The sequence below is a fragment of the Streptomyces sp. NPDC037083 genome, from assembly GCF_055606485.1.
Map to the genome: position 1 here is coordinate 38,712 of NZ_JBVJSQ010000022.1, position 13,483 is coordinate 52,194.

General features: G+C 68.8%; 12 protein-coding genes and 2 pseudogenes. 10 read left to right on the forward strand and 4 right to left on the reverse strand.

Annotation, left to right across the window (positions count from 1 at the left end; translation table 11 throughout):
* Positions 1–11 precede the first annotated feature (11 nt).
* The 4 genes from ACZ7DE_RS38565 to ACZ7DE_RS38580 all read left to right on the forward strand — a co-directional run bounded on the left by ACZ7DE_RS38565 (position 12) and on the right by ACZ7DE_RS38580 (position 4,199).
* Positions 12–1,379, forward strand: a complete 1,368-nt coding sequence (locus ACZ7DE_RS38565; protein ID WP_470769056.1) for a carotenoid oxygenase family protein — start codon at positions 12–14, stop codon at positions 1,377–1,379.
* A 98-nt stretch (positions 1,380–1,477) separates the two neighbouring features.
* Complete coding sequence (locus tag ACZ7DE_RS38570) at positions 1,478–2,062, forward strand: SRPBCC family protein (protein ID WP_470769057.1); 585 nt, start codon at positions 1,478–1,480, stop codon at positions 2,060–2,062.
* Positions 2,063–2,405: 343 nt separating this feature from the next.
* Positions 2,406–3,407, forward strand: coding sequence for a hypothetical protein (locus ACZ7DE_RS38575; protein WP_470769058.1), 1,002 nt, complete (start codon positions 2,406–2,408; stop codon positions 3,405–3,407).
* A 267-nt stretch (positions 3,408–3,674) separates the two neighbouring features.
* Positions 3,675–4,199 carry a hypothetical protein gene (locus tag ACZ7DE_RS38580; protein WP_470769059.1) on the forward strand — a complete coding sequence of 175 codons (525 nt, stop codon included), beginning with the start codon at positions 3,675–3,677 and terminating at the stop codon, positions 4,197–4,199.
* Between the two features lie 151 nt (positions 4,200–4,350).
* Here the strand turns inward: ACZ7DE_RS38580 and ACZ7DE_RS38585 are convergent, their stop codons facing one another.
* On the reverse strand, positions 4,351–4,929 hold the full coding sequence (locus ACZ7DE_RS38585; protein ID WP_470769060.1) for an alpha/beta fold hydrolase: 579 nt from the start codon (positions 4,927–4,929) through the stop codon (positions 4,351–4,353).
* A 166-nt stretch (positions 4,930–5,095) separates the two neighbouring features.
* Positions 5,096–6,733: an immunity 49 family protein gene (locus tag ACZ7DE_RS38590; RefSeq protein ID WP_470769061.1), complete on the reverse strand. Its 1,638-nt coding sequence runs from the start codon at positions 6,731–6,733 to the stop codon at positions 5,096–5,098.
* Between the two features lie 159 nt (positions 6,734–6,892).
* Between ACZ7DE_RS38590 and ACZ7DE_RS38595 the strand changes: the two genes are divergently transcribed.
* From ACZ7DE_RS38595 to ACZ7DE_RS38605, 3 genes are all read left to right on the forward strand, one after another.
* Positions 6,893–7,669, forward strand: a complete 777-nt coding sequence (locus ACZ7DE_RS38595) for a transposase (protein ID WP_470769062.1) — start codon at positions 6,893–6,895, stop codon at positions 7,667–7,669.
* 199 nt (positions 7,670–7,868) lie between these two features.
* Complete coding sequence (locus tag ACZ7DE_RS38600) at positions 7,869–8,648, forward strand: phosphotransferase (protein ID WP_470769063.1); 780 nt, start codon at positions 7,869–7,871, stop codon at positions 8,646–8,648.
* Between the two features lie 121 nt (positions 8,649–8,769).
* Positions 8,770–9,537, forward strand: a complete 768-nt coding sequence (locus tag ACZ7DE_RS38605; protein WP_470769064.1) for a transposase — start codon at positions 8,770–8,772, stop codon at positions 9,535–9,537.
* Here ACZ7DE_RS38605 and istB read toward each other — a convergent pair.
* A complete protein-coding gene (gene istB, locus ACZ7DE_RS38610; RefSeq protein ID WP_470769065.1) occupies positions 9,521–10,300 on the reverse strand; it encodes an IS21-like element helper ATPase IstB in 780 nt (259 codons plus the stop codon). The genes ACZ7DE_RS38605 and istB overlap by 17 nt on opposite strands.
* Positions 10,300–11,549, reverse strand: a pseudogene (gene istA, locus ACZ7DE_RS38615) (IS21 family transposase). The gene istB and the pseudogene istA overlap by 1 nt, the downstream one beginning before the upstream one ends.
* Positions 11,550–12,013: 464 nt before the next feature.
* Between istA and ku the strand changes: the two are divergent.
* From ku to ACZ7DE_RS38630, 3 genes and pseudogenes are all read left to right on the forward strand, one after another.
* Positions 12,014–12,493 (forward strand): annotated as a pseudogene (ku, locus tag ACZ7DE_RS38620) (non-homologous end joining protein Ku); the annotation flags it as partial.
* A gap of 151 nt (positions 12,494–12,644) precedes the next feature.
* On the forward strand, positions 12,645–13,214 hold the full coding sequence (locus ACZ7DE_RS38625) for a cytochrome c-type biogenesis protein (RefSeq protein WP_470769066.1): 570 nt from the start codon (positions 12,645–12,647) through the stop codon (positions 13,212–13,214).
* A gap of 124 nt (positions 13,215–13,338) precedes the next feature.
* Entirely contained in the window at positions 13,339–13,461 is a 123-nt protein-coding gene (locus ACZ7DE_RS38630; protein ID WP_470769067.1) for a hypothetical protein, read from the forward strand.
* Positions 13,462–13,483 lie beyond the last annotated feature (22 nt).

Genomic DNA, 13,483 nt, shown 5'->3' on the forward strand with positions numbered 1-13,483 from the left:
GAGGTTCACACATGTCCACCAAGCCCTACCTGATCGGCCACTACACCCCGGCCGTCGACGAGATCACCGCCACCGGTCTGACCGTCGAAGGCAGCCTGCCGCCGGAGCTGACCGGCCGGCTGATCCGCAACAGCCACAACCCCAAGCCCGGCGTCACCCCCACCCACTGGTTCAAGGGCAGCGGCATGGTCCACGGCATCCGTCTGCGCGAGGGCCGCGCCGAGTGGTACCGCAACCGCTGGGTCCGCACCCCCGCCCTGGACGGCGCCCCCTACCTCACCGAGCACGGCCCCGACCTGACCGCCAGCACCGCTGGCACCCACGTCGTGGAACACGCCGGGCGCCTCCTCGCCCTGTGCGAGGCGAACCTTCCCTTCGAACTCACCCGGGACCTGGACACCGTCGGCGCCTACGACTTCGACGGCAAGTTGCGCAGCGCGATGACCGCGCACCCCAAGACCGACCCGGTCACCGGGGAGTTGCACTTCTTCGGCTCCTCGCCGTTCCCGCCGTACCTGATGTACTACGTCGCCGACGTCAAGGGCCAGGTCACACACAGCTTCGAGGTGCCGGGCGCCACCGCCTCCCTCAAGCACGACTTCGCGCTCACACGTCACTACGTGGTCTTCGCCGAAGGCACGGTCACCTTCGACCCGACCGAGCACTCGGGCATCCCGTACTCCTGGAACGACGACCAGCCCGCCCGGATCGGCGTCATGCCCCGCGGCCCGGAGGGCGCCGGAGAGGTCCGCTGGTTCCCCATCGAGCCGGGCAACATGCTGCACGCCGGCAACGCCTACGAGGACGCCCAGGGCCGCATCGTCCTGGAGGGCCCGACGGTGGACAAGGCAGGCTTCCAGCTCTCCTGGAACTGGTGGGTCGGCGCCCCCGGCCGCGGCACGGAGCCCAACACACGCTCCTACAACCGCCGTTGGGTCGTCGACCTGGCCGCCGGCCGCGTCGACGAGCGGATCACCGACGACCTCGCCGTCGAGTTCCCCACGCTCAACGAGGACTTCCTCGGCGCCGAGAACCGTTACCAGTACGCGGTCTCCTTCCCCGACCAGGACGGCTACGGCGGCTACGGCATCGTCAAGTACGACCGCACCACCGGCGCCCGCCGCGTCCACCAGGCCGGGGACGCCCGCCTGCCCAGCGAGGCCGTGTTCGTGCCCGCCGCCGGAGCCACCCGCGAGGACGACGGCTATCTGCTCACCGTCGTCTCCGACCTCAAGCAGGACGCCTCCCAACTCCTGGTCCTGGACGCCTCCGGCCTCGACCGGATCGCCACCGTCCACCTGCCACGACGGGTCACCGGCGGCATCCACGGCTCCTGGATCCCGGACACCGACACCGGCACCGACGCCCCCGACAGCTGAAATCGCCCCCCCGGCCAGGGGGCCGCTCCTCCCGGCCGGGCCCGCACCCACCACCCGTTCCCTGAAATCCACGAAGACTCCTCGAAAGGCCAAGCATCGTGCGTACGTTCACCGTGGCGAGGTTCACCGCCGCCACCACCGTGCTCGTCCTCGCCGTCTCCGGCACCGCCCACGCCCTCACCGACGACAGGCCCACCGCCTCGGGCGAGAGCCTCGCCGCGCACACCGCCGACGTGCAGATCGATCAGACCGCGCCGGTCATCACGCGGGAGACCATCCTCATCCACGCCCCCCTGCGCACCATCTGGAAGATCCAGACGGATGTCGAGAAGTGGCCCGCCTGGCAGCCCAGCGTGGAGAGGGTCGTCAAGGACACCCCCGGACGCCTGCGCCCCGGCTCGGTCTTCCGCTGGAGCACCGAGGGGCTGGACATCACCTCCACCGTCAAGCAGGTCAGACCCGGCAAGCGCCTCGCCTGGGGCGGCCCCGCCCAAGGCATCACCGCCGTCCACGTGTGGACGTTCACGCCGACCCGCGACGGCGTCCTCGTCCACACCGAGGAGTCGTGGACCGGAGAGCCCGTCGTCGCCAACCAGGCTGTCCTACAGGCCGCCCTCGACAACTCCCTCCGCAACTGGGTCGACAACCTCCGACACGAGGCCGAGGCCCAGGCCGCGAAGTAGCCCGTCACCGAGGCCGAAGGACCCGCCGGGCACTGCCGGCCGATGGCCCGGGCCCGCGCCGACCGGCGGTTCTTCGACTTCCTCGACGACCACGTCGGGTCGCCCTCGCTGCCGTCTGACCTGACTGCTCGGCCGAGCCCCCCTTTGCCCACCCGCTTGCCCAGCACCCGCGGGAACACCTCGGCGGCCGGGGGTCGATCGGGGTTTGGTCAATAGGGACCCCGCCGGTTCGCGTCCTGGCTAGAGTCCGCCATACGCCGGAAGACATCGGCCGGGGTGGGGCTTCGCGCGGTCCAGCGGCGCGGGGACCGAGATGGCGTCACGGGATGAGGGGTAGGGGCGCATGGGGCCGGACAGCGTGGAAGAAGGCCGGCAGCGAGCCAACCCACGGCCCGACGTCGACTTCAAGCCCGTACGCAACGGGATGGACTACCTCCTCACCGCTGTTCAGCACCTTACGGAGGGCGCGTCGCCGCCGAACGACCGCGACTTGAAGTACGCGATCCTGCACCTTCAGGCAGCGACCGAAGTGCTCTTCAAAGCCCGTCTCGTCAAGGAACACTGGACTCTGGTCTACAGGGACCCGCGCCGGGCCAGCCTGGACGACTTCAGGCAGGGCCGGTTCGAAAGCTGCACCCTCCAGGAAGCCATGAACCGACTCGCACAGGTCGCAGGCGTGGTCGTTCCGCCTGAGGCTCGACAGGCGATCGAGAAGGTGACCGACGTCCGCAACCGCCTGACGCATTACGGGCACACCGTCAACGCCTACCGGGTCGAGGACTGGGCGGCGCAGGTTCTCGGCTTTCTGCTGACGTTCATCACCCAGGAACTGAAGCCCGTGCTCTCTTCCGAACTCAGGGAAGTCGGCGAAGCGATGTACACCCTGCGCACGAAGCTCAGCAGCATCGAATCGCTGGTCAAAGACCGCATGAACACTCTGTCGGGAGAGCTCGTGCCCGTCGCCCACCGCACCGTGGTGTGCCCGGACTGCCGACAGTGGGCTCTAGTCGTGGGTGAAATCCCCGTGGTCTGCCACTTCTGTCTGCAGAACTTCGACACCGCAGTCTTCGCTGAGGCCGACTACGTCCTGGAAGTCCTCGGCACACGGGACAATCACGAGTACCGAGCGTGCCCGGGCTGCGCCGACCGCTTTGCCGGCCATATGGTGGTCGGCGCCAGAACCGCCAAGGCCCCGAACACCGACGTCGCCTTGTGCTTCAGTTGCGGTACCTGCGAGGCCCTGGAGGATCAGCCGGGAGACCGATCAGGCGCAACCCCGGACGAGGACGCGTCCGCAACACCGCATGGCGTCGACGCCGCCGACAGCGCACCGTCCTCCCCCTGACTCGTGCCGCGCACCGCAGCAGTACGGCTCCTGGATCACCGACGTCCACATGCGGGGGGACGACAAGCAGGCTCACGGGTCGGCACAGCGGGGCGATGAGCAGGCTCACGGGTCGGCGCAGCGCAGAGGCACCTCTCCGCGGTGTGAGCCGGCGCTGCCGTGCGGGTGAGGCTCCCCGTGTGGCATCTGCTGTACCGGGCGGCCGCTCGGAATAGTGCTTCGCGAACGCAGGATCGGATTCTGGGTGCAGTCCTGGAGGGATGCGTCGTGGACAAGTCATTGCTTTCCCAGGTCGAGGCGACCGTGGGCAGGGGGAAGGTCGTCGTGTCGGCGGACGACGAGACAGTCGTCGCCTTGGTGCAGGAGACCGTCAAGAGCGGCAGGACCGCTTCCTTCTACCTCTCGCGTGAGCAGGCCCGCATCATCCGGGATCTGCACTGGACGCCGGAACTCGTCAAGGCCTCCCGTCTCGAACCCGTCTCGGCCGAGGAGAAGGCCCGGATCGAGTCGGAGCTGGGGATCACGGACATCGGAGCCTTCCGGTTCGGCCGCTTCGCGTGCAAGCAGGGTCACGAGTTCAGCGCGTTCGATTTCCTGCAGCACGGCGTCTGGGAACATGGGCTGGACGGGGTGAAAGCGATCTTCGAGCTCAAGGAAGCGGCCTTCCTGCGCGTCAATCCGTACTTCGCCGTCAACTGCGCCACCTGTGACCAGCCCATGGAAGGGGGCATCACCTACGAGGGCGACACCTACGGCGGTTGCTCCTACCCGGACCCGCCGGTCTGCGTGTAACCGGCACGGGGCTCGCCGGTCGGCGACCGGTATGCGCGAGGGAGTCCGGCCGCGGAGGTGAGGCATTCGCGCTGCACGGCAGGCGGACACGTCCGTCGGGTCATCGCAGAGCGGACGGATCGGGCCAGTGCGGCACTCGACGGCAGGTACGTCATCCGCCCGTCGACGCCTCAGCGACGGATTCGCCGAGCAGAAGCGCGGCGACCGCTTCGGGGTCTTCGCGCATTGCGTCGTGGCCGGTGGGGAGGTCGTGGAACCTCCGCCTAGACGAACTCCCGCCGGGGGATGTGGGCGATCGTGCCGGTGAGCCGGATCGTCTGCTGAACGAGGCGAGGGGATGGGGACGGCGGCGGGGGCCGCCGCCGTCCGGCGGCCGGACGGCGTAGCCGGTGGCCGCAGCGCCGACGGCGAACACTTCCCGGTAACGCTCGGCCGTCGACCACCAGCACGACTCGCCGTCACGCGGCACGTAGGCGTCAAGACGCACCAGTCGTGAGATCCGGCCGCCGGCGCGGTCGGCCGCGGCGGCGATCGCCATCCCGCCGTAGCGGTGGCGGACCAGCGTCGCACCGGTGACGCGGGCGCGATCGAGGAGCCGCAACACATCGTCGGCGTGCGTGTCGAGGTTGACGGCCGCCACGGTCGCGTCGTCGTCCGGCCGCAGACTGCTCGACACCGCGGCCCGCACGGGCAAGCACGGCGGTCGGCCGCCGGTCATCACCGACGACATGCTCCACACCGTGCTCCGGGGGTCCCAGTAGTACTCGCCGCAAAAACAACGGAGTAGTCCTGCTTCCTGCACGAGCCCCGGCCCTGAGAGAGCGCCGACCGGGCATGCGCCGGCGTTGCTTTGTGCTCAACCAGAGCCGGAGAAACGTCCGAGGGTGAGGCTCGCCCTAGAAGGGTTCAGCGGCCCGCAGGAGGTCCCGCGGCAGGTAGGGGGATTCGACGCGAATGGTCCAGCCGCGGCGGCGGGCATGGCAGGCCAGGGCGAGGACGTCGAGGTTGACGGAAACATTTGGGCCATGGGCGCGGTCGGCGACTTGGTAGTAGTCACGGTGGGCTTCGAGGGCGTCGGCCAGGGCGAGGTTGAAGCTTTCCTCGTCACCCTCCACGAGCTGTGACAGCAGCACGGCCGGTGGCAACGCGAAGCCCCAGTGCGTGGCCTTCTCGGCTTCCTGTAGCGCCCGCTGCGCGGCGGCTTCGGGGTCGACGCCCTTCAGGTAGGCATGGAGGGCTTCGCGGTACGCGGCGAACGCGGAGCGGTCCGGGCCGGCGACGGTGGGGCCGGTGAGGACCAGCGGGGCGAGGACCTCGCGTACGCCGGTGATCAGGGCGAAGGCGACGGCCGTCTGCCAGTTCCCGGCACCGGCTTCCTCGCCCCGCTCGGCCGGGTAGCGCAGTGTGCGGCCGCCGATGGTCACCTCGACCTCGGTGCCCGGCTCCGCCAGCGCGATGCGGAACAGCGCCGCCCCCGTCTGGGAGGCCAGCCGAAGAGTCGCGAGCTGGGCGTCCGTGAGGTCGCCGGGATTGCCCGCCCGCCACTTGAACAGGCGCTCCTGATCGCCCATGACGTTGCCGAGATGCCAGACGGCGAGGGGATCTCCGTCGACGGAGGTCAACGCTTCCCGGAGGTGTTCCTCGTACATGGCCTCGATCCGCTCGATCCCCTCGCGCTCACAGGCGGGCCGCTCCACGACCAGCGTGCCCGCGGCAAGCGCGGCGACCGCGTCCGGCCGCCGGTCCCGGCCGAACCCTCCAACCCGGGGCCCCCGGGTCTCGAAGCCCGTGATCAGCGCGTGCGGGAGGTAGTCGGTGCGGACGGCGGGCGCCCACCCCAGCGTCCGGTACGCAAGCGCGGACAGAGCGATGGGGACGAGCGGGAGCAGAGTCCTCGGAGAGGCCGCGGGCCCCTGCAGGGCGGCGTGCCCGGCGAGAAGATCGGCGAGCGCGGCATCGAAAGACTCCCGGTCCTCGACGACCAAGGCGCGCAACGCGTGGAGGGCCGCACTGTCCGGCCGGTCCATGAGGAGCTGGCCGGTCTCTGCGGCGCGGGTGCGGATGCGGACGAGGGCCGCGTCGATGGCGGTGAGCTTGGCCTTCGCGCTCGGCGGGTACTCCTCGTCGTCGCCGGTGTCGTCCAGGACCACGGCCATCAATCCGGTGGCGAGTTCGCCGGCGGGCGTGCCCTTCGCCTGCGCGGCGAACTTGTCACGGGCGAAATGGAACGCCTCGCCGTGGGTCTTCGCCGTGTCCGTGAGAACCGTCAGGCAGAGTGCATCGGTCCACTCCCCGGTCGTGACGCTCTCCTCGGGGGAGTCGTCACCCGGGTCGTAGCTCATACCGAAGTTCACGTAGTTGAGGAAGACCTGGAAGCTGCAGTGCGGGTGGTAGGCGGCGTAGGCGACGGCGCCGGCTGCGGCTTCGGAGGCGTCCTCAAGGGCCGCCTTTGCCTCCGGAGTGTCGAGGTCGGGTGTCTCGACGGAGAGGGCCCCCAGGTAGGCGAGGAACTCGTCGGCGAGATCGACTGCCATTCGTAGGTGGTGGGGAACACGACTCGCGCAGTGATCATCAGTAACCGCCGGATCACGGGCCTGTCAGCAGATGTGATCGCCGAACTCGTGGCCGAGGTAGGCCCGTTGTGGCATGAGCGTCACCAGGCCAGACTTGCCCGTCGACCGCGGAAGCGGGCCATGGGTGGCGGCGCGAAGCACCGGCTGGTGTTCGTCGACCGACTCCTGGCCACCCTCGTCCACCTCCGTCACGGGGCTACTCACGATGTGCTGGCCTGCTGGTTCGGCGTGGACCGCTCCACCATCACCCGGGCCATCGGCGAGGTGCGGCCCCTGCTCGCCGAGCGGGGGTGCACCGTCAGCCCCGACGTGCGGTTGCGGACCCTGGCCGAGGTCGTCGACCATCTCGGCGCCAGTGGGGAGTTCGGCATCGTTGACGGCACTGAGATCCGGGTCCGGCGGCCCGCCGCCGGACGCAAGGACAGGTTCATCTCCGGCAAGAACAAGCAGAACGCCGTCAAAGCCATGGTCGTCACGGACGGCGAGGGCCGCATGCTGTGGTGCAGCCCGACCCGTCCCGCAAGCTGCGCGGATATCACCCACGCCCGCCAGTTAGGGCTGGTCAAGCTCCTGGCCGACGGGCCCGCGGTCGAGATCCTCGCCGATGCCGGATACCAGGGCCTGGGCGCGCAGACTGGCGGACGCGTGGTGACACCACCGCATCGCAAGTTCAAGAAGAACGCCCCCGATTGGTACGAGGAGATGTACGAGCGCCAGCGCAAGGCGCACTCCTCACGACGCATCCGGGTCGAGCACGGCATCGCCCATCTGAAGAACTGGCGATCCCTGGCCCGCCACCTCGGCCGCCGTGAGCACATGAGCGACATCGTCCAGGCCATCGCCGGCCTGCTGTCCCATCAGCAGACCGCGGATCTGATCCCGGCACAGCAGATGTGAACACCGAGCTCTGCCGGAGTCCTCGACGTCTCACCGCCTACCGTGCACGAGCTCGTAAGGGCTGTCCCGCAACTGGCAGCATCCGTGGGGAGTGCAACCCAGCAGGTCTGGTTGGTGCTTGCCTTGGGCGTGTCGCGCTGCCTGTTGGGGCCGCCGATGTCCATGACGCTGATGTGGGCGGCAAGGCTACGCTGACCCAATGATCGCGGATGGCGCTACGGACAAGGGCAGCGTGACCAAAGTGCGGCGGATCGGAGAGACGATCCGCCGGCCCGTCGGCGAGTGGACGTCCGCGGTACACGCCTTGTTGACCCACCTGGAAAGGGTGGGCTTCACTCGGGCTCCGCGAGTCCTTGGCACTGACGGCACCGATGAGGTGCTGTCGCTGGTGCACGGCGAACCCGCGTTCTCGCCTTGGCCGTCGGCTCTGCGATCGACCCTCGGAATCAGCGAACTGGGGTGCTGGCTAAACGAGTACCACGACGCTGTCCGGGACTTCCAGCCGCCGGCCGACGCACGATGGCAGGGCCAGGAGGACGCCTGGAGTCCCGGCATGATCATCAGGCATGGAGACCTTGGTCCATGGAACTCCATCTGGAACAGCGACCACCTGGCCGGTTTCATCGACTGGGACTTCGCAGCGCCCGGCCACGCCCTCGACGACCTTGCACAACTAGCCTGGTACGCCGTGCCACTGCGCCCGGTCGAGCAGCAGCGAAGAGCATCGATCGCCGGTGAGCACACCCTTCGGATCCGCCTCGACGCCCTTTGCGCCGCCTACGGGGCACGGCCGGCAGACGTACTCGATGCCCTGGAGGCCGTCCAGTCCCGCGAGGCAAAGCGCATCGAACGACTCGGCCGGCAGGGCCACGAACCATGGGCAACCTTCCTCGCCCGCGGCGATGTGTCCGAGATGGTAGCCGAGCGATCTTGGCTCCGATCGCAACGCACGGTTCTCCTCAGCGGTTCGGGCAGCTGAGCACGGCCCGTCCCGGCCGACCCCAGCTGGCCCGTTCCCGCGATGGCTGTTGTCACCTCGGCGTCCGAGCCGTATCCAGGGGCGTCACGTAGCTGACGGCCGCGAACGAGATGATCTTGCTATGGCTGGTGTGATCACGTCGTCGGAGTCGTTCTGGATAACCCCGTTCACCGGGCTGAGCCCGCGCCAGTTCGGAAAGCTGGTGACGGTGTTACGCCGCGCCGGTGTCGATACGCACCACCGGGGGCGGCCATGGGGATTGTCTCTGGACGACCGGACGCTGCTGGTCACGGCGTACTGGCGCAGGAACTTGACGATGCGCCAGCTCGCCCTGCTGTTCGGCATCTCGAAGTCCGCAGTCGACCGCATCATCGATCACCTTGGGCCGCTGCTGGCACTGCAACCTCGGCGCCGCTTCGCGAAGGACGCCGTACTCATCGTGGACGGCACCCTCGTCCCGACCCGCGACCATGAGGTCGCCGAACAGTCGAAGAACTACCGGTACTCCACCAACCACCAGGTCGTCATCGACGCCGACACCCGCCTGGTCGTCGTGGTCGGACAGCCACTGCCGGGCAACCGCAACGACTGCAAGGCGTGGGGCGAGTCCGGCGCCGAAGCCGCGGTTGGCCGCACCACGACGACCGCTGACGGCGGCTACCCCGGGACCGGACTCCTGATGCCGCACCGTCGCCGCGCCAACGAGGAACTGGCCGACTGGAAACAGGAGCACAACCGCTCGCACAAACAGGTCCGAGCCCGTGTTGAGCATGCCTTCGCCCACTTGAAGACATGGAAGATCCTTCGCGATTGCCGCCTCAAGGGCGACGGAGTTCACCACGCCATGCTCGGCATCGCCCGCCTACACAACCTCACCCTTGTGGGATAGAGGCTGTCGCACACCGAAGATCATTGCGGGACAGCCCTTCGGCATGGTGGACGAGGCGGTCGATCATCGCGGCGGCGACGGTGTCGTCGCCGAAGACCTCGCCCCAGCGCCCGAAGGGCTTGTTGCTGGTCACGATCACCGAGGCTCGTTCGTAGCGGCCCGAGATGAACTGGAAGAACAGGTTCGCGGCCTCGGGCTCGAAGGGGATGTAACCCACTTCGTCGACCACGATCAGCGGGATCCGTCCCAGCCGGGTCAACTCATCGCTCAGACGACCTGCTTGATGGGTCTCGGCGAGGCGGGTGACCCACTGGGCGGCGGTCCCGAAAGCAACCCGGTGGCCGGCCTGGCAGGCCCGGATGCCCAGGCCGGTGGCGAGGTGGGTCTTGCCGGTGCCGGGCGGCCCCAGGAAGATCACGTTCTCCTTCCCCGCGACGAAGTCAAGCGTCCCCAGATGGGCGATGACCTCGCGTTTCACGGACCGCTGGTGGTCGAAATCGAAGTCCTCCAACGACTTGCGAGAAGGGAAACGAGCCGCCCGGATGCGTCCCTCGGCGCCGTGGGAGTCGCGGGCTGCGACCTCCCTCTGCAGGCAGGGGGCCAGATACTCCTCGTGGCTCCAGCCCTCGTCGCGGGCCCGCTCGGCGAGCCGGGCGGCCGCGTCCCGTAGGGCCGGGGCCTTCAGCGCTTTGGTCAGATAGATCAGTTCGGAGCCGACGTCGCGGCCGGTCCCGGCCTGGTTCGTGCCGTTCTTCGTGCTCATCACGCTGCCCCTTCACCTGTGCTCAGCCCGCCGTCGAGGACGCCGAAGATCCGGTCGTAGGTGTCCAGCGACCGCTCCTCAACCTCCGTCACCTCCACCGGCGCCGGCTTCGTGCCTGCGGCCTTCTTGCGGGCGGCCGCGGCAGCAGCCGCATGGTCCGGGTCGGTGATGGTCTGGTGGCGGGCCCAGCTGCGGGCATGGCGAGCGACCTCGACGCCGTTGCAGGTCACCAGGACCTGGTCCAGGTCGGCGGCGACCTCGATGCGGCGACCGACGGCCAGCGGATGCACCGAGTAGTCGCAGGTGTCCAGGCGGACGTAGTGGTCCCGGGGCAGACGCAGGGACGCCTTCCACCAGCCCGGCGGGGCGATCGGCGGCAGGGCCAGCATCCGCGAGCGGTCCGCTTCCAGCCGGTCCGCCGGGCGGGCCTGCAAAGTGCGGTGGATGCGCCGGTTCGCCCTGGTCAGCCAGTCGGCGAGCTGGATGTTGAAGTCCGCCGGCGAGGTGAACACCCGCCCTGGAAGGAACGACGTCTCCAGATAGCCGTTGGCCCGCTCGACCAGGCCCTTGGACTCCGGATCCCGCGGCCTGCAGAGCAGGAACTTGACGCCCAGCAGTCCGGCGAACGCAGCAAAGTCATCGGTGAGTTGGGGTCCGCCGGACCGCCAGGACCCGACGGCCCCTCGTTGTCCCAGACCAGCACCCTCGGGACGGCGCCCAGCTCGGTCAGCAGCCGCCAGTGCCCGGCGATCAGGTCGGCCGCGGACCTAGAGGGCAGCATCCGGGCGGTGATCCACCGCGAGTAGCCCGCGACCATGACCAGCACCGGCGGCCGTCCGACCTGGCCGAAGCCGAGCGGGATGTCGGCCGGCGGGAACCAAAGGTCGCACTGGCCGATCTCGCCCGGCTCATAGACCGTCCGCGAGGCCGGATCCGCGGGCCGATAGGCCGGCCGCAGGTCCCGGACCCGGTCCTTGAGCACCGTCAGACCCCGGTCCCAGCCGATCCGTTCCGCGATCACCGTCGCCGGCATCTCAGGCCACTGCTCGAGCAGTTCACGGATCTGCGGCTCGACCGCGTCCACGATCGAGCCCTTCGGCGCCCGCTGATACTTCGGCGGCGCGTCGTCCGCGATCGCCGTGCGGACAGTGTTCCTCGCGATCCCCAGCTTCCTCGCGATCGCCCGCACCGGCATCTGCTCGGCCCGGTGAAGCCGGCGGATCTCCGCCCAGTCCTCCACGCTGATCACCACTCCTCCCGGTCTGACTCAACGAGCCAGACCCTTGGAGGGGGTCAACTTTCAAGCGTCGCCGCTGGTCCACTTTTCAGCCGTCGCCGACAGGCTTCGAATGCTTCCCACACAGCGCGCCTGCGCTGCTGAGGGTCGGGATCTGGCTCGCGCACGGTCACGCGGCAAGCATGACGAGCCGATGCGAGAGCAGAGAGGTAGGAGACGTAGAGCGAACGGCGGCTCTCGGTGTGCTGGTCGCCTCGCTCTCGTCTCCACCGGCGATGATCCAGGATCCCGGCCGATGCTGTCGCGATTCCTCCACCGACGATGGTGCTGGCCAGCGAGACCCATTCCATCGGCACCCCCCAAGGCCTGAGCTGTTGGCGTTCAACGGTGCCCCTGCTCGCACGCGGCGTCGAGGTGCCGGTGTCGCTGCCGGCTCATAGGCTGGCCGTGCTCGGGGCCTGCGGCGGAGGTGCCTTATGCCCCGAACGATTTGGTCCGGCGCGATCAGCTTTGGCCTGGTCACGGTCCCCATCCACGTCCAGTCAGCCACCGAAAACCACAGCATCCAGTTCCACCAGTACCACCTGGAGGACATGGGGCGGATCCGCACCAGAAAGGTGTGCGAGGTCGAGGACCGTGAGGTGTCGAACGCGGAGATCGGCAAGGGCTACGAGCTCACCAAGACCCAGGTCATCCCCATCTCCGATCAGGAGCTGAGCGACCTGCCGCTGCCCACGGCGAAGGCCATCGAGATCGAGGCCTTCGTGCCGCTGGAGTCCGTGGACCCGATCCGCATCGCGGAGGGCTACTACCTCGCCCCCGACGGGCAGGTCGCAGCCAAGCCCTACAAGCTCCTGCGGCAGGCGCTGGAGCGCTCGTCGAAGGTGGCGGTCGCCAAGTACGCCTGGTCGGGCCGTGAGCGCCTGGGCCTGTTGCGGGTGCGGGACGACGTTATCGGTAGCGTCGGATATTCGAGTGTGCGGAATAGGGCCGTGATCCGGCTCTGTTGCGCTTCACACCGCGCTGGTTGGGTGGCTTCATGCTGCCTCGGTGGCCGAGGGGGTCGCGGCCAACCTCGGCCCTCGCACCTCGCGGTAGCCTCTCGCCATGAATCATGGGGAGGGCGAGGACGCGCTGGTTCTGGAGGCGCGGGAGATGCTTGCCGCAGGGCAGAGCGAGGAGGAGGTCTTCGCCGAGCTAGCCGCAAGGACAGGCGAGTGGGGCGTCTGTGTGTTGGCTGTGTGCTTGGCCATGGGGGTCCCCCGGACTGACGCCGAGGCCCGACTCCGCGAGGTCGAGCCACTTCTCGCGGAATTCGCGGCGGGCGAGGAGGAGGACCTCGCCTTTGTTCTCACGTTCGGGCAGGTCTTCATCGTGGACCGCGCGCTTGACGAGCACGAGGAGCACATCCGCCACCTGCTGGGAACCGCCGCTGGCGCCCGCGGAGGCTATCCCGGTGGCCTGCTCGGGTGGTTTCGCACTGGGGAGCTCACGAAGATCTTCCTCTATTTCGCCAAAACCCGGTTCCGGGACGGGCGGGGCTCGCCGCCCGATTTCTGGGCCGCCATGACTACGGCCGGCGAACTCCTGGCGAGCCAGGACGGCCCGGACCATGCAGAGGTGACTGCGGGGCTGGAGCGTTGCCGCACGCAGGCTGCAGCCATCGCCGCGAAGTAGCGTCGTCATCGACGGACAATCTCCGGTGTGTAGGCGGTTCTGACAGCTCCGGCAACTCAACGGCCCCGCGCAGGCCACGCCGAATCCTGTAGCGACTCCTGCGTTCGGTCTCTACAGTCACCGCATGGCTGCCGACGACGAGAACCCAAGTCAGCCCGACATCACCGCGATGCTTAACGGCCAGACCAGTGCCTGCAAGGCAGCACGCGCGGGCACTCTCGTCGCCCGGGAGCAGGGGTACGGATGACGTACGAAGACAGCGCCGCCGC